This is a genomic window from Rossellomorea sp. ABR4_004 (assembly GCF_056159585.1).
In genome coordinates this window covers 1,171,495-1,188,907 of the sequence record NZ_JBSWVM010000001.1, presented here as the reverse complement: position 1 = coordinate 1,188,907, position 17,413 = coordinate 1,171,495, and the positions used below count along the sequence as shown (strand labels likewise).

Here is a 17,413-nt window from a genome sequence, read left to right as displayed (position 1 = left end):
AATGTTTTAAGCGATCCTGTCTTAAATTTATGAAGAAATACACTTAAACTGAGCAGGTTAAGTAAAGAAAAAAATGGTAAAATAGTGGTAACAAATTCATCTGAAAGGTAGCTAAATGGGGTTCTTAACTGTAGGATTAATATTTATAGCTTTGTTTATTTTTATCATTCATTCGATAGAAACATTAGCTTATGCAGTGAGGTTATCAGGTGCACGGGTTAAAATGATTGCCTCAGCTTTATCACTCTTTAACATAATGGTTATCGTATCAAGATTAGCTAATATGATGCAACAACCTTTCACTGGAAGTCTAATTGATAACGCTCCAAAAGAAAATACTCTAGAGTTTGTAGAAGCTCAATTGCGTTTTCTCATTGGTGCATCAACACTTGGAACATTATTTGGAATAATTCTACTTCCTACTTTCATAGCTTTATTTTCAAGAGCAATCATTCATTTATCGGAGGAAGAAGGTTCTGTTCCTTCCTTAATCAAAAGGCTTTTTTCCTTGCAATACATAAAACGGGGATTACCCATTTTAGTCTTCCTAAGTTTGAATACTTGCACGGAACTAGAATTAAGGAAATTCCCATTAGGCTCTTTTGTGTAAATATGATAATAACAGCGATTTATACGATAGGTGTTTTATCTGCACTCTATGCAGCATTATTAGTACCTGAAAGAGCTGCTACAGCAATTATGGCATCGGGTTTAATAAACGGGATAGCAACAATTCTGTTGGTTATTTTTATCGATCCTAAATTATCTGTCATAGCAGATGACGTTGTTAATCAAAGAGGGAGTTACAATAAGCTAAAAAGTTTGTCATTAATGATGGTAACCTCGAGATTGTTAGGTACAATACTTGCTCAAGTGTTTTTCTTATGGGGAGCAAGATATATTGCTTGGTTTACAAAATACATTGTCCTATTCAGCTAAAGGGGCAGCATTCACGTAATAAGCTAAGTTTGTGAAAAGATGTATTTTTAGTAACAAGTGCGTTAGTTCAATAATGATCCTAGCAATTAAGCGCGTTTTCCGTACAACTTTACGCCAGAAAAGGGCCATTTTACGGGAAAATGCCTTGGGGAGAAAGGAGTTATACGCTTGATTCTTTTTGTAGAAATTTTACGAGCCGTAGCTAATGTTTTGTTGATTATAAGTGCTGGTTTCTATCTAAGGCATTTAGAAAAGACTAAAAGGCAAAGGAAACTTGTCCCACTTGAGTTGATTATGTATTTCACGATACAGTTTGCATTTATTCTCTTTGCTATCAGTTTACTAATTGCAGTATTTTTTTAGATAAAAGTTGTTCATCAATCGGGCGCTTATCCGAAATACTCTAGGTAAGCACCCCTTTTTATGAAATAAAGGATTGAGTTAAAGAATGGACTTAGAAATAATTTAGAGAGGGCTGAAGAAATGAAAAAAATTTTGGGTATTTTGTCATCAATAATTATAGTATTTACCGGATTTACTTTATTCACTAAGGCCTATAAAAGTAAAACGAAACCAATAGAGGATTCATTTAATGTTTACCCAACTGAGAATGTAAAAACTAATAAAATAATAATACCAAGTAATGAACAAAACGATTTACAGGAGGATAAAGATTTATACAATGAAAAAGAGCTAGTTGAATTAGCAAGGAAACAATATAAACAGTTTAAAAACGAAGAAATTACGGTTGGTGGGGAAAGCAATTAGGATAAACCCCGCATTTTATGAAGATGCCTAAGGTTCGGGAACGATTCTGGATTTCAGGGGCCACTATGGAGAGAAAAATCAAAAAGTTAGATATTTACTTTCAATAAAATAGTTCCAGAATAGGGCGATTCTGGAACAAGGGAACTGCGCCCTATCTTGCAGAAACGGGCCATTTAATGGATTATTGATTCCTATAAATATCACCCCTTTTTTTAAAAGAATGTTCCAATTAAATATAGAAAAATCGTGTTTTAATCGATCTTTTTTCAAAACACGATTTTTCTATTTGCTCTTTTATCATGGTTTATCATCTTTTTTTCAAGGCTGTAACGGTACTTTATTTTAATCCAATAAAAAGATAAATCGCAGTTCCCCAGATAAACAGGGCTGAGCATTTGTTGAATATGTTCATTAAACTTCCAGTATTATCTATCCTTTTCACAACTGAACCCGCTATTGTTAATCCAAAGAACCAAATCCAAGATACTGTAATACACCCGATGGTAAAAAAAGCTTGTTCCGTTCCGACATATTTTAATGCACTTGTCCCAATGACACCGACTGAATCTATGATGGCATGTGGATTTAATAAAGAAACTGATAAAGCGAAGATGATTTGTTGACGGATGGGTAATGCTTTGTTCGTTTCAGCCATGATTGGTTCAGAACGCCAAATAGCATACCCCATGTAAAGTAAAAACAATATCCCGGTTATCATTAGGCTAAGTCGCAGCCATTCAAATTGTAAAACGATAACAGATAGTCCAAAGACAGCTAACAGGATTAAAAATGTATCACATAGTGCAGCTGTAACAGTTGCTGGAAGTGCTCGAAGAATTTTTGGCTGCGTGGCTCCTTGTGAAAATACAAATACATTCTGTACCCCTAAAGGTAAAATGAGGCCGAACGCTATGATTACTCCATGAAGAATGGCTTCCATGTATTCAACTCCCTTTCAATTACTATCGTACTATGATACAACTAAAAGAAAACACCCAATTGGGTGGTTTTTTATCCATCCAATTTAGGAGGGGAGTTATGAATTGGCAACCAAATCGGCATTCACATTTGACCGTTCAAGACCAAATTGTAGATTGGATAAAATCTCGTATTGAACGAGGTGATTGGACTGTTGGTACAAAGATTCCAACACAGCGCCAACTTGCTACAGAATTTAATGTGAATAGAAGCACTGTGCAACTTGCACTTGATGAATTGAAGGCGGAGGGTTTGCTTGAATCAAAAATGGGATCAGGAGTATTTGTGGCTAATCATTCGTGGAATGTGCTGTTGAACAGTGCTCAACCGAACTGGCAGCGACACATTGAATCAAGTATTCACAAACCGAACTATCATACGATTCAACTCATCAATGAATATGAGCAAACAGATCATATCATCCGACTTGGAACAGGTGAATTATCACCAGATCTACTCCCAACGGAACAAATTGAACAGTCGCTAAAAGAGATTTCACTTGAATCAAAGGCGATTGGTTATTCACCACCGCAAGGAAGCGAAAAGCTTAGAAGAGTTTTATGTGAGTATTTAAAAAAACGTGGTATTCAAACAGCACCAGAAAATATTTTAATTGTCTCAGGTGCACTTCAAGCACTTCAATTAATTGCGATTGGCTTATTAGAAGAAGGATCCATTGTCTTCCAAGAGCAACCTTCATATTTAAATTCTGTGCATCCCTTTCAATCTGCCGGAATGCGTATGATTTCAGTTTTGCGAGATGCACAATTAACAGACAATCTGCGGACACTCAAAAGAAAAAGACAATCTATATTTTACTGTGTACCAACATTACACAATCCGACAGGGCATAATTGGTCGTTTGAAGAAAAGAAAAGCCTATACAATGCGTGCAAAAAGTTACAAATCCCGATTATTGAAGATGATGTGTATCACGAACTGTTATTTGAATCATCTTCCCTTGCCATAAAGTCATTTGATGCATTAGGACAAGTGCTTTATATTGGCAGTGTATCCAAAACACTGAGTCCGGGATTACGGATTGGTTGGGTTGTTGCGCCTACACCTGTTATTAGGCGATTAGCGGATATTAAAATGCAAACAGATTATGGTTCAAGTGCCTTTTCTCAAGAAATCGTCGCACACTGGCTCTCATCAGGTTTATATGAAAAGCATCTGAATAAACTTCGTGAACAATTGAAAAGAAGGGCTGGATTTATAGAAAAAATATTAGAACAGCAATTTCAACAAATCGCTACGTGGAAAAAGTCTGAGGGTGGTTTCTATATATGGATCAGGTTTCATGAACCTATTGTAAATAAAGCGTTATTTCTAAATTTACTTAAACAAAATGTTTTGATCAACCCAGGTTATATTTATAATTCAAGCGATTTACATCATATTCGTCTTTCTTATGCTTATGCTTCATTGGAAGAATTAAAAGAAGGGTTGTCTATTTTACTAGAACTAACCCGGCATTAGTTCGCTGTGATTACAGCATATTAAATAAGTCTTCAATAAAATTAGGAAAAAATTTGGATTCTGAAATCTTGTGAATAATTGTAGATTCCTTTTATGAGGGGCTATAGTTAATTGACAATCTATATGAGGAGTGCCTAATTATATTATGTTTACATACACAGTTTGCTTTGTTAAGAAAAAAGATAACATACTAATGCTTAATCGTGAAAAAGCTCCCATTATGGGCGTTTGGAACGGAGTTGGAGAGGTAAAATCGAGAAAGATGAATCACCTGATAAAGGCGCATTACGTGAAGTATTTGAGGAAACGGGCATAAAATTAGAAGCCTTTTTTTCTAAGGGGACTGTAACCTGGGAAACTACGAGTGGTGAACTGGATGGAATATATGTGTATTTGTATGAAGTGGATGATGATTTCAACTTTGGCACACCTCTAAAGACACCTGAAGGTATTCTGGAGTGGAAGTCTATTGATTGGATCCTTAATCCTCATAATCTTGGAATCGCGGAAATGGTTGCTCAATTCTTACCAGTTCTATCTAGGGAAGAAGGAAGCCATTCATTCGATTACAAAGATAGTCATACATTAATTACTTAAGTAATTCTATTCGGGTGTTGGGGGATATACTTTAATAGTAATGCATCAGTAATAAAAAAGGATATTTAGCTAAAAGGGGCGTTGATCTAAGAAGGATCAACGCTTTTTATGCTGAAGTTATTCCATTATTGGGGCAGGTTAGTGGAAGACCGATATAAACTAAAAGGGGGATGATGTGATTGAAGAAAAATAAAATATTCGTTGTTTTGTTTCTCATTGGCCTTGGCTCAATTTGGTTCATTGGAAGAGGAGACGACAAGGAACAGATAGCAAATGAAATTAAAGAACATTGGAGCATAACAAATATACAAGAAATTGAACTTATCGATAATAATAAATCTATTGCCCTATTTAAAGATAGTGAGGGTGTGGAATGGGAAATGTATCTTGAAAAGTCTTTTTTATCCTGGAATAACAAAATGGATTTCTCATTTTCTCCTCCAGAAGGGACAAATGAACCTTTCTTTATTTCAATGTTCGATTCCCCTTTTAGTAATGAAGGAGAATATCACGTGATTTCACTTAGTGTGTTGGATAGTGAAATAGCTAACGTAAAAATGGTTAACGGGAAGAATATCATTCATAATTTTGAACTGACAAGTGTGGATTCAAGGGAAAAATTTGCTTTTTACAGAACTAAAAGTGATGCAATATATGAAGCTGAGTTTATTGCTTATAATAGTAAAGGCGAAGTAGTTTCAAGTCACAAGAATTAAATATAATTAGGTTTCTCAACTAACGGGGGCGTTGATCTAAGAAGGATTAACCCTTTTTTTGTTGAAGTTATTGGATTAACGGGCAGGATAGTGAAATAAGATTTATCAGGGTATTAAAGTTTTGATATAAAATTTATGGGTTAACTTGGCGTTATAAGGGGTGAAACAACTTGGAATTTTTATTTACAGAAGGGATTATTGTAGGTATAGGTATTCTTATTTTCTTCCTGGCTTACATAAATGTTACAAGGAAGAACTTAAAAGATAAAAAGAATGATAAATAAAAAGTGGATTACTATTAGGAATTGTTGAAATAAGTAATACATTAATTGAATAACGGTAATTCACTCTTCCTATTCAACGGTGGCATTTACTGAACTAGCAGCCGCACTTTATTCAAGTAAAGGGAAGTTTAACGGGAAACTTAATTCTTTTGGTTTTCGTCTAATTCAAAAGGGGGCGTTATTATCAAGTATTGTTTTTATATAATAATGGTTGCCTTGCTTCTTGTCGGATGTTTTGAGGATTCTAGGGATTCCATAGTTTTTGAGAAGCTAGAAGTATCACAGGATGAAGCTGTTCCAGAGTTCACCCTACTAAGCAGTGAAGAGATGGACAACCAAAAAATGCGTTACACTAAAGTGGTGATTGAGGATGCCGGTGAACAAGCTGCTAGGTTGTCTGTTGCAGATAGTTTTTCTGGGTTGAATGACCACTTTTCTTCAGGATTGGTAGACGTTATAGACAAAGAGGGTAATAAGTATCGTGCAATTTATATAGGTGAGTATTATGAAGAAAATTTCAGTGCAGAAAACGAGTATGAAAAAGAAGTTTTAGAGTTGTATCGTTCAAGGGAAAAGGCAAAGGAAGATGATATGCCGTACATCGAGTTTAAAGAAATTGATTAGAATTTAAGTTATTCCATTATCGGGGCAGGATAGTGGAATAAGCTTAATGTCCTTTAATCCTTCTCTAAATGAAACCCTGAGGATTGCAATTACTTCTTCTCCTATTCTTATTTCTATTGTTTTAACACAACTACTCATTGATAGAATTAAAATGAAACGAGATGAATAGTTTCTGTTCCATTTTCTATCTTTTTACATAGAGGAGTCGTTTGTACAAGACATTCCTAAAAAATTTAAGACAGTTAAATGGGAGAGCTTAAGGTTGATCATAGGTGATCTTGGTAATATCCTTATTCAACTAACGATGGCCTTTGCTGAATAAGCAGCCGCCTCCCTACAATTAGGTCAGAAAGCGTTAGCATCTTCGGCTAACGGGCAGGATAGTGGAAGAAGTATACACTCACTTAATACAAAATGTTACAATTTGGTAGAGGTGAAATGAGTGAATATTTTTCTTTTTGTTATTGTTCACATATTGGTAGGATTAGCAATAATTTATTTTTATGGAAAATTACCTAAAGTACTTACTGTTTTTACATCTGTGTTTTTTACTATGAGTTTTCTTTATTGGGGAACAGTATTTATAAATTCATTGTTAAAGTAAATGGGGCGTTTGCTGAACAAGCAGCCGTCCCTTTGTTCGAGTAAAGGGCAGGATAATTCAACAACCAATTTAAAGAAATTATGATATCAACTGTTAAAAGTAAAGAAAAAAGGAGAAGGAGAAATGGCTTACGAATTTATATTAACCTTTATTTTTACTTTCCTTGTAGTAGTTTTAATCAGCTTTATATTAAATACATACTTATCAAAAGGTAAAGCAGGCAAGAAAAAAGGATATTCAATTTTACTCATTCAAAGTTTTATAATCTCAGTTCTTCTTACTTGGGTTATGTAGATGTTATTAAGCTAAAGGGGGCAATAACTGAAGATCAGGTAATGGATCCAGTTATTGCCCTTATTCAATTATTGGGCAGGATAGTGGAATGAAAACATTTCCTATTAAGGGTTTATTTGCTATGATTAGTGTAAATTTACACCCCTTAGTAGGAGGAGAGGGCATTGAAAAAAGGACATTTGTATTTATGGATGTTAATGACAATTGCAACTGTATTAGGCATTTACGGACAATCTTTAGCGTATTATGTGGATGAACAAATAGCTAATACAAATCGTGCGGTACATTACTTAACCATCTTTACGTTTATTAGTGTTTTTATATACATCGTTACCCCTTTATTAGCGTATTTGATGATTAAGGTTAAAAAAATTGGTGGAAAATTTACTCTTTTATACATATTTGGTTTTGGAATGATAGGTACATGCGTTTCCATATGGTCAGTATTTATTTGTGCGATGTGGTGGGGCTAAATTATTATTTTTGATACCGAATTGTTTGAATGACTTCGTATGATTCTTCCTTATTAAGGATTATAAGTTATACATAAATAGAATGACAAAATTCATAATCAACAGGATGTCTGTGAACTTACGTTCTTCAACTATAGGGGGCGTTGATCTAAGAAGGATTTATGCTTTTTTTGTTGAAGTTATTGGATTAGCGGACAGGTTAATAGAATACTATGTAAATGTTGTCCTATGGGAAAAAGAGGGAGTGAGTTATATGGATAACGTGATAAAAAGGTTTTTACAATCAGAAATAATGTATCAAGATTTATATGATGAAATAATAAATTTCATCTCAAACGTTCATATAAGAAATGGCGAGTTTGAAGGTAACGAGTTTATCATAAAAAAAATGGACCTAGAGAACTTCATTATCTTTCCAGAATATACATTTCGTGGTGAAAGCCAAAGAGATATTCCATATAGTACATCTATTTATAGAAAAAACCTACTAAAAGAAATTAACGATTATGCACAAAAACAAGATATAAAAATGAAATAGCTATTTTCGCTAAGGGGGCGATAATCCAAGAAGGGTTATGCCTCTTTTGTTGAATACAATAAAGGTTGGTTAGATTTTAATTGGTAGCCAATATTTTTAGGAGGGATTTTATATGTTTGTAGTAAATGTCGAAGGTGCTATTCATCGTAATGGTAAGTGGTTGCTAATCCGAAGAAGTGAAAAAGAGGAACATGCTGGTGGTATGCTTTCACTAGTTGGAGGTAAGTGTGAAGTTGAGGGATTTTCAAGTGATATCCTTGAAAGAACGTTAATTAGAGAAGTTTTTGAAGAAGTAGGCATCAAAGTTATTGATCTTAAGTATGTGAACAGTTCCTCTTTTGTAACTCAAGCAGGAATCAATGTAATTGATATCGTGTTTCTTTGTCGTCCTGAATCGGGGGAGCCATACGCTAAATGTACAGAAGAAGTTGATGATGTTTTATGGATGGCTACTTCTGAAATCCTGAGTCATGATGAATTGCCTGAGTATTTAAAGAAAAATTTAAAGCTTGCGGAGAATGCTTTAGTAGAAAAATTTTATGTAAAATAAAAACGGTTATTCCGTTATGGGGCGCTATTCTGTAACAAGAATAAGTGTTCATTTTTCATTTTGTACCATATTATTGAATACTACGTAGGGATTATCAAACAGTTTATTGAATGTTTTAAGAAGTTGTATTTTTGTTCCATAGGAACGTTGATTTGAATTAGAATGACAAAAAGGCTGAGGCGGGGTTTTAACATGAAGGTTATTGGTCTTATTGGTGGAATGAGTTGGGAATCCTCTGTTGAGTATTATCGGATTATTAACGAAGAAGTGAAAAGAAGATTAGGGGGGTTACATTCTGCAAGATGCCTTTTATATAGCGTAGACTTTGAAGAAATTGAGCGTTATCAGTCAGAGGGTGACTGGAAAAAAGCTGGTGAAACATTGGGTGACGTTGCACTTTCTCTTGAAAAAGCTGGCGCAGACTTTATCGTCATATGCACCAATACCATGCACAAGGTTATTGGTGATATACAGGAAAAAATAACTATACCTATTTTGCATATTGCAGATGCAACAGCGCATCAAATTAAAGAGCAAGGAATTAGTTCAGTAGGGTTACTCGGCACAAGGTATACAATGGAGCAAGATTTTTACAAATTACGTTTAGAGTCTAAGGGTATAAAGGTAATCATACCAAATGACAATGAAAGAGAGATCGTAAATAAGGTTATTTATGAAGAGTTATGTTTAGGTAAGGTTCAACAAACATCTAGAGATTATTATAGAAAAGTTATCCAAGGTTTAATCGATACTGGAGCTAAAGCTATTGTATTAGGTTGTACAGAAATTGGATTATTGATAAAACAGGAGGACTCCGATGTTCCTCTGTTTGACACAACTTATATTCATGCTCTTGAAGCAGCGAATATGTCTATAAAGAAGTAGCGATTTCTGCAGCTCTTTCACGTTTATTGATAGTACACAAACTGGGGGCGTTTGCCTTATATATGGATATCAGCTGAATGATTTTCATTTAAACCATTATAAAAATGCCATCTAATAGAAGAGAATTATTCCATTAACGGGGCTTATCCGGAGCAGGATAAGCTCCTTTTTTGTTTAAATTTTTTCTTGAGTAAGATGCCATTTTTTGAAATAATTGGTATTAAGTTAAAGGGGCAGTTTAGCTGAATAAGCAAATATTCGAGTTAAGCAGCAAAGAGGTGAGGGATGATGGAAAGTAAACAAAAACAACAATTAATGAATAATACAAAGTGGGAAGAAATTAGAATAGCGATTTCTAGTTGCCCATATAATGTCCAATGGCGGACAAAAGATCTCGAATCGGGATACATATCTACTTGGAATGGTGAATGGTACTATCATTTTAAGGACGGAGGATATAAAACAATTGAGTGGTTAGAGATAAAGGTAGAAACCGAGGAAATTAGGGATGAAGTTATTATCATACTCCGTAATATCCACGTTACTGGTGTGGCTAGCGCTAAAGTAATTAGGGTTTATGGGTATGTAGAGGCTGGTAGCTTTATGGACTATCTTTAGAATTTTCTACTTCAACAAACAGGCAGGTTACTTGAAGAAGAAACCCAAATAACTGGTATCGAATTATATTATAAATTTCATTAGGAGATAACAAACGATGAAGTTCAATACCGTTCACATGATAGATTATTTATATAATGTCTGAAAGGCTGGAATACATCATGGAAAAAAAAGAAGCACCGAAAATTCAAACAGAACGATTGGTTTTACGTCCGAGAGCGGAAAAAGACATTCCCAATATGATGAAAATGTTGAACAATGATGAAGTAAGAGAATTTCTAGGGCTTAATCCCCCTCGTGATGAACACTCAATGTTAGAAATGGTTAGGAATCGCACTGAAACAAAATGGACGGTCGCCTTAAAAGATACGGATGAATTCATCGGTGATGTAATGATCCCAGAAATAGCAGAAGGTTACCTTGGCGGAATTGGTTATCGCTTCATGAGGGAGTATTGGGGAAGCGGTTTTGCGTATGAAGCGGTTTCCGCGGTCATCGAGCATATTAAAAGCACATTACACCTTAAACGCCTATTTGCTACTATAGATAATAAAAATATACCGTCAAAAAAGTTAATTGAAAAACTCGGATTCACTTTGGTAGCGGTGTTGCCTGAATCGCATTTACACGGCCGAGTTGCCGATGTAGCTTACTATTCTCGTATAGTATAAGCATCCTTACGCTCTCCTGAGAAAAATGAACAAACAGGTGAGTGTTTAAATGGGGGATAATTTTGGTCAAGCGATATGATTTTAGTGAAGAGGAATAGGCGGGAAGATATTGAAAGAGTGATTAAACAACTAATAATAGATTGTGAATTTGAAAGAGTATTCAGTCATTGTGAATAATAGGCTTATTCCACTAACGGGGGCGTTGATCTAAGAAGAATTAACGCTTTTTTTGTTACAGTATTGAACTACGGGTAGGATAGTGAAAGAAGGATTGGAACTTAAATGGGTTTCAAATGGTAAAATTAAGTTGAATAATTGGTGCTAGGAGGGTAGTATCCACATGGATAACTATAAAGTAATTTTATTTGATTTAGATGGAACACTTTCAGACCCAAAGGTAGGAATAACTAAATCCGTTCAATATGCGTTAAATAGAATGGGAGTTGATGAGCCTGACATTGATAAACTAGAATGTTTTATTGGACCGCCATTACAAGATTCATTTGCTGAACATTACAATTTTGATGAGACATGTACCCAAAAAGCAATAGATTTATATAGGGAGAGGTTTAAGGAAAAGGGAATGTTTGAGAATGAGTTATATTCGAATATCCCCTTGTTATTAAAATTATTAAAAGAACAAGGATATACTTTGATAGTTGCAACTTCAAAGCCTACTGTTTTTGCAGAGCAAATATTAAAGTATTTTAAAATTGAGCAGTATTTTCAACTTATTGTAGGAAGTAACCTTGATGGAACAAGAACGTCAAAAACTGAGATCATTCAATACATATTAGATAAATATAATGAACATAAACTTAGTGAATTTATTATGATTGGAGATAGGAAGCACGATATTATAGGGGCAAGTAATACTGGAATTGATTCTATTGGAGTTACTTATGGATATGGTTCATTTGAAGAACTAAGTCATTCTAATCCTACTTATATTGTAAGAAGTGTTAACCAGTTAAAAGATTCTCTGATGGGTACCAAAATAATTTAAATATACTTTCATGTTAAGCTAACGGGGGTGTTTGCTTAACAAGCAGCGGCGCTTTGTTCCAGTAAAGGGCAGGTTAATTGAAGAAGAAACCTATGATACAGTTAATGTAAAAAGATAAGATAGGGGAAGTTATGGAAATAGGACAAAAGAAAATATTCAATAAAGCATTTGCTGAAAAAGATTTGAGTAATGTAGTCCTTTGGGATGTGCAAAACATAAAGAATGGGCAACGAATAAGGGTTAAATTCATTAGTAAAAACTCCACTTATAGACAAGGATTATGGTTACGAACTGACGAAGGAATTAGGATTCCAGTATTAAGTAATGAGGTATTTACCAATGTTAATCTTTGGGAAGACACAGCACCTAAAGAAGTGATTTGTAAATGCTTTAGTAAAGACGGTAATTTAAGTGTTTATAATATTTGGGATAAGGGCGATGGAAGGCGAGCACAAGGGTACTCATCAGGTATGCTAATTGATGAACAGGAAGATGGTACTTTAATTTACAAATGTAACGATTATGGTTTTAAAACTGACTTTACTGATTTAGTCTTTTCTATCGAAAAATTATAACGGACTTATTCGATAAATGGGGGGGCGACAGCTGAAGATCACGCAGTAGGTATTCAGCTTTTCGTTTATTCGATTAAAGGAGGAGTAAAAATTGTCTTGGGAATTAGATAATGTTTACGAGAGAAATAAAGAATCTCCTTATACTTTTTATTTACCAAGCAAAAAAGTGATAGACATATTGGGTGTTGGAGATATTGTTAAGTTAATTTTTTTAGGTGAGTCTGAACAAGATGGTCTTGCAGGAGAGAGAATGTGGGTGGAAATCACTGAAAGGAATGACGGGGATTTTAAAGGCTTATTGACAAATGAACCCTATGACTTAAAAAATTTAGTAGTAGGACAAGAAGTTGTATTCAAGGTTGACCATATTTGTGATACAGAATACGAAGACCCTACATCTTCTAATTGGAATTACTATTTTGATACTAAGGTTATTGTTAGTAGAGATGTCCTCGATAAAAGGGAATTCAATTTTTTGTTGCGAGATAACCCTAATAATGAACAAGACTCTGGTTGGACAGTATTTAGTGGTTATGAAGAAAATGATTTCCTGAGTGACTCTACTAATTTCCAACCTATTTCTATCGGTGTAATATTAAATATTGATGACTCTATTTTATCTATTCTTGATGAAAGACCCTTGTGTGCATTTGAGAGAAATGAAGAGGGTTTATTTGAAGTAATTGATGATTATGATTGGGATACCTATTTAAATAGCTAATATTGTTTATTAAGCTAACAGCGGCGATAGCTGAAGATCAGGCAGTAGGTATTCAGCTTTTCGTTTATTCGATTAAAGGGCAGGTTAATGGAACAAAGAAGTAAATATTAAGGGTGAAAGAAAATGAGGAACTTTATATTTTTGAATGCAAATAGGTTATCATTCATAATTATTTCTATTTTGCTAATTGGTGAGGTTATAGCTGTAGTAAAGGAACAATCAATTTGGAATATTGTATATGTAATTATGCTAAGTATTTCGTGGTTGAGCTTTTTGCTACTTGTTTTAGTAAAACCTAAAAAAGTCGAAGAGTAATAATTGTGTATTCAACTATAGGGGGCAATAACAGAAGATTAGCTATTGTCCCCCGGCAAATGGCTAGGGAGTTTACACAGAAAAATTACTGAATTAAGAGGCATAACCAAAAGCAGGCTTATGCCTCTTGGTGTGGAATAGATAATTAAGAAGTAAATTCTAACTTTGTAAAACAGAAATGGGTGAAAAATTGACTGTAGAAGCTGATGAAAAATCATTTCAGGATATCACTAGATATACCGAAGAAATAAAAGAGAAGATGTACGCGTCAGGAGCAGCATTAGTCATTATGAAGGATAACGAGGTAGTACACGAATGGTATTCGGGTACCCATCATTTTGAACTTGGAGCTAGGAATATAGATCACTATTCACAATTTAATGTGTATTCAACTAGGGTTACATACGTTGGTTTAGCAGCAGCAATAGCGGTATATGAAGGTTACTTAAATCTTGATGATAAACTCAGTGACTATTTAAAACAATTGGATAAAAGAATCTTAGGTGAGACGACAGTAAGACATTTGATAACCAGGTGCACTGGTTTAAAGATTAAGAATGACACAGTCCAAAGGGTTTTCGATTTAGGAACCTCCATTGAAGGGAAGCGTCCTGATCTATTAGCTGAAATTGTAGAGCAAGCTACTGGAATGACAGTTAACGAAATACTAACTGAGAGGGTATTTGAACCCTTGGATTGGAAAAGTACAGAGTGGGCTACAGAGGGGAAAGGCACATTAGTATGTGACATCCACTCTCCAGGAAGTCATCCTTCTATAAGGGTTGGATCGAATATAGGTGATGAAAGAAACTTATTTGTTAATAGTAGAGAGTTGGCTCTATGGGGAAGCTTACATTTGAATAAAGGATTAATGGATGGAAAACAAATCTTACCAGAAGGGGTATTTAACCTTGCTACAACAATACAAAGTCCTAAAGTGGTTGAGCAGAGTCTGCCCAAATTCGGATTTTTCTGGTGGTTAAAAGATAATCAAGTTTCGTGGGAATATAATGAATTAGGAGTAGAATTACCTGAAGGGAGTTACCAAATTCTTGGGGCTTCAGGCTGTTCTTGTCTGGTTATTCCCCGATATAACGCTGTTGCTGTAAGGATGTACAATAGTTTATATACATATGAGAATAAGAATTTCGATTATATTCAAGATATACAAACATTTGGGAACCTGGTTGTGAAAGAGCTTAATTTGAAATATAACTGAAGAACGGCCAAGTAACCTCTTCGTTCCTTCGGTTCCTGCCTTATTCAATAATCGGGCAGTTAAACAGAAGACCTCTCGCAATGCGTAATCCGAAATGATTACGCATTAATTTTTTATTAGGGATTGTGGAACATTTAGGAGTTTGAAATAATTAAAATAACAGTTTTTTCTATTTTCTTCAAAAGAGTGAAAATGTTGGATAGATTATTTGGATCGTTAATTATATCACTAACCTTGTTAACATCTGCCTTGGTATCAGTAATTCTCTCGGAAGAAGGGTTTATTTTCTCTGTGGTATGTTAGGACTAGCAGCCTTGATCGGCATCATGCTGTTGACTAACCGAGATGAAAAAACAAGAAGAACAGTAAAAAATAAGAAATAGAAAAAGGAATTAGAAGAAGAGCTTACTAAAGGCTAAGCAAAAATTGAAGTGATCCTCAATAACCGGGGCAGTTTAATGCAAGAAGGATAGCAGGAAATAATATACAACAAATAGAAATGCTTAAATAACAAACTAAATGAGGAGATAATACCTAATTTGAACATTCTAACTCTGATTTTAAGTTACTTAATAGGCTCCATTTCATTTGCTTTAATAATCGGTAAAGTGTTTTATAAGAAAGATATTCGTGATTATGGTAGTGGAAATCTTGGTGCAACGAATGCTTATAGAGTTTTAGGCATAAAAGCAGGAGTAATTGTTGCAATTGCTGATATATTAAAAGGTACGCTTGCTTGTTTACTTCCACTAATACTTAGCTCCACGGTTAACCCAATTGTATGTGGTTTATTAGCCATTTTGGGTCACATATTTTCGGTATTTGCTAGTTTTAAAGGTGGAAAAGCTGTTGCGACAGCAACCGGAGTTTTCTTATTTTTGACTCCATTAGGTGTTCTTGTTGGTTTTGTTGTGTTTGTGTTAACTTTGCTAATTACTAAGTATGTATCCCTGAGTTCGATATTGGCCAGTATATCATTATTTATATATAGTCTTATATTTGAAGGTGAAATTATCATAGCACTATCACTATTAATATGCGTATCAATAATCGTTCTTCATCGACAAAACATAAATAGAATTCTAAATGGAACAGAGAACAAAATAGTCGAAAGATATTGAGTGTTACTGTAAAAGGTATCTTGGGAACTGCTTATCTACACCTTTTTCTTTGTTCTGTTAAAGGGGACGACTATTGAATAAGGTAATCACTTTATACATATATAACTTGATCAGAAAAATGAAGTAATGGAGGGGTGCAAATGAGCAAAGTAGGAGTTTATAAGGTAGATATTACACCCCCACTAGGGATCGAGTTTATTGGATATCATAGACCAGCAGGAATTAGGAATATTGATGAACGTATTTATTCAACAGCATTTGTGTTCGAAAGTAATAATGTTAAAACTGTATTTATTAGTATAGATAACATTGGAATGCTGATAGAAGATACAACAAAGATTCGTGAACAAATTGCAAGTGAACTAGATGTACGCGTTGAAAATATAACTGTCGTTTTTACTCATACGCATTCTGGCCCTGCCACCGTCAGTAATAGTGAAGTAGTTAAAGCTTATAAAACGATTCTTATTGAAAATGTGGTTATATCTGCAGTTTATGCAAATGAAAATATGCAACCTTCTGAAGTTGGCTGGGACGTTACGCTGGGAGAATTAGGGGTGAATCGAAGAGAAGAAACGCCTGAAGGAAGAGTTAAGATGGGCACAAATGAAAGAGGAATTGTTGATAAACGAATTGGTGTTTTGGCAATAAGAAATCAAAATGATCAACAGCCCCTAGGAGCAATTGTATTTTGTACTGCTCATCCCAATGTCTTAAAGTCGGATAGTGACATTTTATCAGGAGACTATCCAGGATTGACAAGAAAAATTCTCGAACGAACACTTAACTGTCCTATAATCATCGTACAGGGTGCTGCTGGGAATGTTAATGCAAAATATCGGGGATCAATAGAGGCCATAAAGCAGATGGCTTACGTATTAAGTGGCAGTGTTTTAACTATGATCCCTTCAATTACTTACAATAAAATTAATAGAATACAAACGACTTCAACTACCCTCCCAATGAAGTTAATAGAGATACCAGAACCAGAAGGTATTAAAAAAATGGCAACATCTGCCCAAGAGCAATGGGAAGTTAATACAAATAAATGGCTAACAAGCGTATTAGAAAAGTACGAACAAAACGACAGACAATTATTTATTGATTTAGAGATTCAATTATTCCAGATTAACGAAGGTTCATTTTCAGGCATTCCGATGGAGCCTTTTTCAGAGTCAGCTCTTGAGATTCAAGAAAAAATGAATAATAAACTCGCATTCTTTGGAGGCTATACCAATGGTTATCTTGGTTATTTACCTACAAAAGAAGCATACCCTTATGGGGGATACGAAGTGGAACTCAATCCAGTAGTTTATGGGCCTATTACAAACCTCTGGATGCCTCCCGTCGAGAATACTGCTCAATTGGTGGTTAATAAGGTACTGGAATTGCACAATCTTTAAAGTATTCTTTTATATTATTATTGAACGATTAT

19 protein-coding genes and 1 pseudogene are annotated in these 17,413 nt (G+C 34.5%); 19 read left to right on the top strand and 1 reads right to left on the bottom strand.

Going from position 1 to position 17,413, the window contains the following annotated elements:
* Positions 1-115 precede the first annotated feature (115 nt).
* Together ACXAF2_RS06350 and ACXAF2_RS06345 are read left to right on the top strand one after the other, a co-directional pair.
* Positions 116-939, top strand: a pseudogene (locus tag ACXAF2_RS06350) (lipid II flippase Amj family protein).
* A gap of 483 nt (positions 940-1,422) precedes the next feature.
* Positions 1,423-1,707, top strand: a complete 285-nt coding sequence (locus ACXAF2_RS06345; protein ID WP_475137836.1) for a hypothetical protein — start codon at positions 1,423-1,425, stop codon at positions 1,705-1,707.
* 337 nt (positions 1,708-2,044) lie between these two features.
* On the opposite strand, the gene ACXAF2_RS06340 is transcribed toward ACXAF2_RS06345, so the two are convergent.
* A complete protein-coding gene (locus ACXAF2_RS06340; RefSeq protein ID WP_475137835.1) occupies positions 2,045-2,647 on the bottom strand; it encodes a LysE/ArgO family amino acid transporter in 603 nt (200 codons plus the stop codon).
* Between the two features lie 98 nt (positions 2,648-2,745).
* Here ACXAF2_RS06340 and ACXAF2_RS06335 point away from each other — a divergent pair, with 98 nt between their 5' ends.
* The 17 genes from ACXAF2_RS06335 to ACXAF2_RS06255 all read left to right on the top strand — a co-directional run bounded on the left by ACXAF2_RS06335 (position 2,746) and on the right by ACXAF2_RS06255 (position 17,381).
* Positions 2,746-4,167 (top strand): aminotransferase-like domain-containing protein, encoded by a 1,422-nt coding sequence (locus ACXAF2_RS06335; protein ID WP_475137834.1) that lies wholly within the window; start codon positions 2,746-2,748, stop codon positions 4,165-4,167.
* 228 nt (positions 4,168-4,395) lie between these two features.
* Positions 4,396-4,764: an NUDIX domain-containing protein gene (locus ACXAF2_RS06330; protein WP_475137833.1), complete on the top strand. Its 369-nt coding sequence runs from the start codon at positions 4,396-4,398 to the stop codon at positions 4,762-4,764.
* Between the two features lie 179 nt (positions 4,765-4,943).
* Positions 4,944-5,480 carry a hypothetical protein gene (locus tag ACXAF2_RS06325; protein ID WP_475137832.1) on the top strand — a complete coding sequence of 179 codons (537 nt, stop codon included), beginning with the start codon at positions 4,944-4,946 and terminating at the stop codon, positions 5,478-5,480.
* Between the two features lie 611 nt (positions 5,481-6,091).
* Positions 6,092-6,388: a hypothetical protein gene (locus tag ACXAF2_RS06320; protein ID WP_475137831.1), complete on the top strand. Its 297-nt coding sequence runs from the start codon at positions 6,092-6,094 to the stop codon at positions 6,386-6,388.
* 727 nt (positions 6,389-7,115) lie between these two features.
* Entirely contained in the window at positions 7,116-7,286 is a 171-nt protein-coding gene (locus ACXAF2_RS06315) for a hypothetical protein (protein WP_475137830.1), read from the top strand.
* Between the two features lie 164 nt (positions 7,287-7,450).
* Entirely contained in the window at positions 7,451-7,759 is a 309-nt protein-coding gene (locus ACXAF2_RS06310; RefSeq protein ID WP_475137829.1) for a hypothetical protein, read from the top strand.
* Between the two features lie 112 nt (positions 7,760-7,871).
* Positions 7,872-8,297 carry a hypothetical protein gene (locus tag ACXAF2_RS06305; RefSeq protein WP_475137828.1) on the top strand — a complete coding sequence of 142 codons (426 nt, stop codon included), beginning with the start codon at positions 7,872-7,874 and terminating at the stop codon, positions 8,295-8,297.
* Positions 8,298-8,409: 112 nt separating this feature from the next.
* Positions 8,410-8,847, top strand: a complete 438-nt coding sequence (locus ACXAF2_RS06300) for an NUDIX hydrolase (RefSeq protein ID WP_475137827.1) — start codon at positions 8,410-8,412, stop codon at positions 8,845-8,847.
* Positions 8,848-9,039: 192 nt separating this feature from the next.
* On the top strand, positions 9,040-9,732 hold the full coding sequence (locus ACXAF2_RS06295; protein ID WP_475137826.1) for an aspartate/glutamate racemase family protein: 693 nt from the start codon (positions 9,040-9,042) through the stop codon (positions 9,730-9,732).
* A gap of 288 nt (positions 9,733-10,020) precedes the next feature.
* The gene (locus ACXAF2_RS06290; RefSeq protein ID WP_475137825.1) at positions 10,021-10,350 is read left to right on the top strand and encodes a DUF6678 family protein; all 330 of its coding nucleotides are present in this window, start codon (positions 10,021-10,023) and stop codon (positions 10,348-10,350) included.
* 161 nt (positions 10,351-10,511) lie between these two features.
* A complete protein-coding gene (locus tag ACXAF2_RS06285) occupies positions 10,512-11,021 on the top strand; it encodes a GNAT family N-acetyltransferase (RefSeq protein WP_475137824.1) in 510 nt (169 codons plus the stop codon).
* A 340-nt stretch (positions 11,022-11,361) separates the two neighbouring features.
* Positions 11,362-12,027 (top strand): HAD family hydrolase, encoded by a 666-nt coding sequence (locus ACXAF2_RS06280; RefSeq protein WP_475137823.1) that lies wholly within the window; start codon positions 11,362-11,364, stop codon positions 12,025-12,027.
* 131 nt (positions 12,028-12,158) lie between these two features.
* Entirely contained in the window at positions 12,159-12,602 is a 444-nt protein-coding gene (locus ACXAF2_RS06275; RefSeq protein ID WP_475137822.1) for a hypothetical protein, read from the top strand.
* Between the two features lie 91 nt (positions 12,603-12,693).
* Entirely contained in the window at positions 12,694-13,323 is a 630-nt protein-coding gene (locus ACXAF2_RS06270) for an immunity protein Imm33 domain-containing protein (RefSeq protein WP_475137821.1), read from the top strand.
* Between the two features lie 493 nt (positions 13,324-13,816).
* Positions 13,817-14,857: a serine hydrolase domain-containing protein gene (locus tag ACXAF2_RS06265; protein WP_475137820.1), complete on the top strand. Its 1,041-nt coding sequence runs from the start codon at positions 13,817-13,819 to the stop codon at positions 14,855-14,857.
* A 539-nt stretch (positions 14,858-15,396) separates the two neighbouring features.
* Complete coding sequence (plsY, locus tag ACXAF2_RS06260) at positions 15,397-15,978, top strand: glycerol-3-phosphate 1-O-acyltransferase PlsY (protein WP_475137819.1); 582 nt, start codon at positions 15,397-15,399, stop codon at positions 15,976-15,978.
* A gap of 140 nt (positions 15,979-16,118) precedes the next feature.
* Positions 16,119-17,381, top strand: a complete 1,263-nt coding sequence (locus ACXAF2_RS06255; RefSeq protein ID WP_475137818.1) for a neutral/alkaline non-lysosomal ceramidase N-terminal domain-containing protein — start codon at positions 16,119-16,121, stop codon at positions 17,379-17,381.
* Positions 17,382-17,413 lie beyond the last annotated feature (32 nt).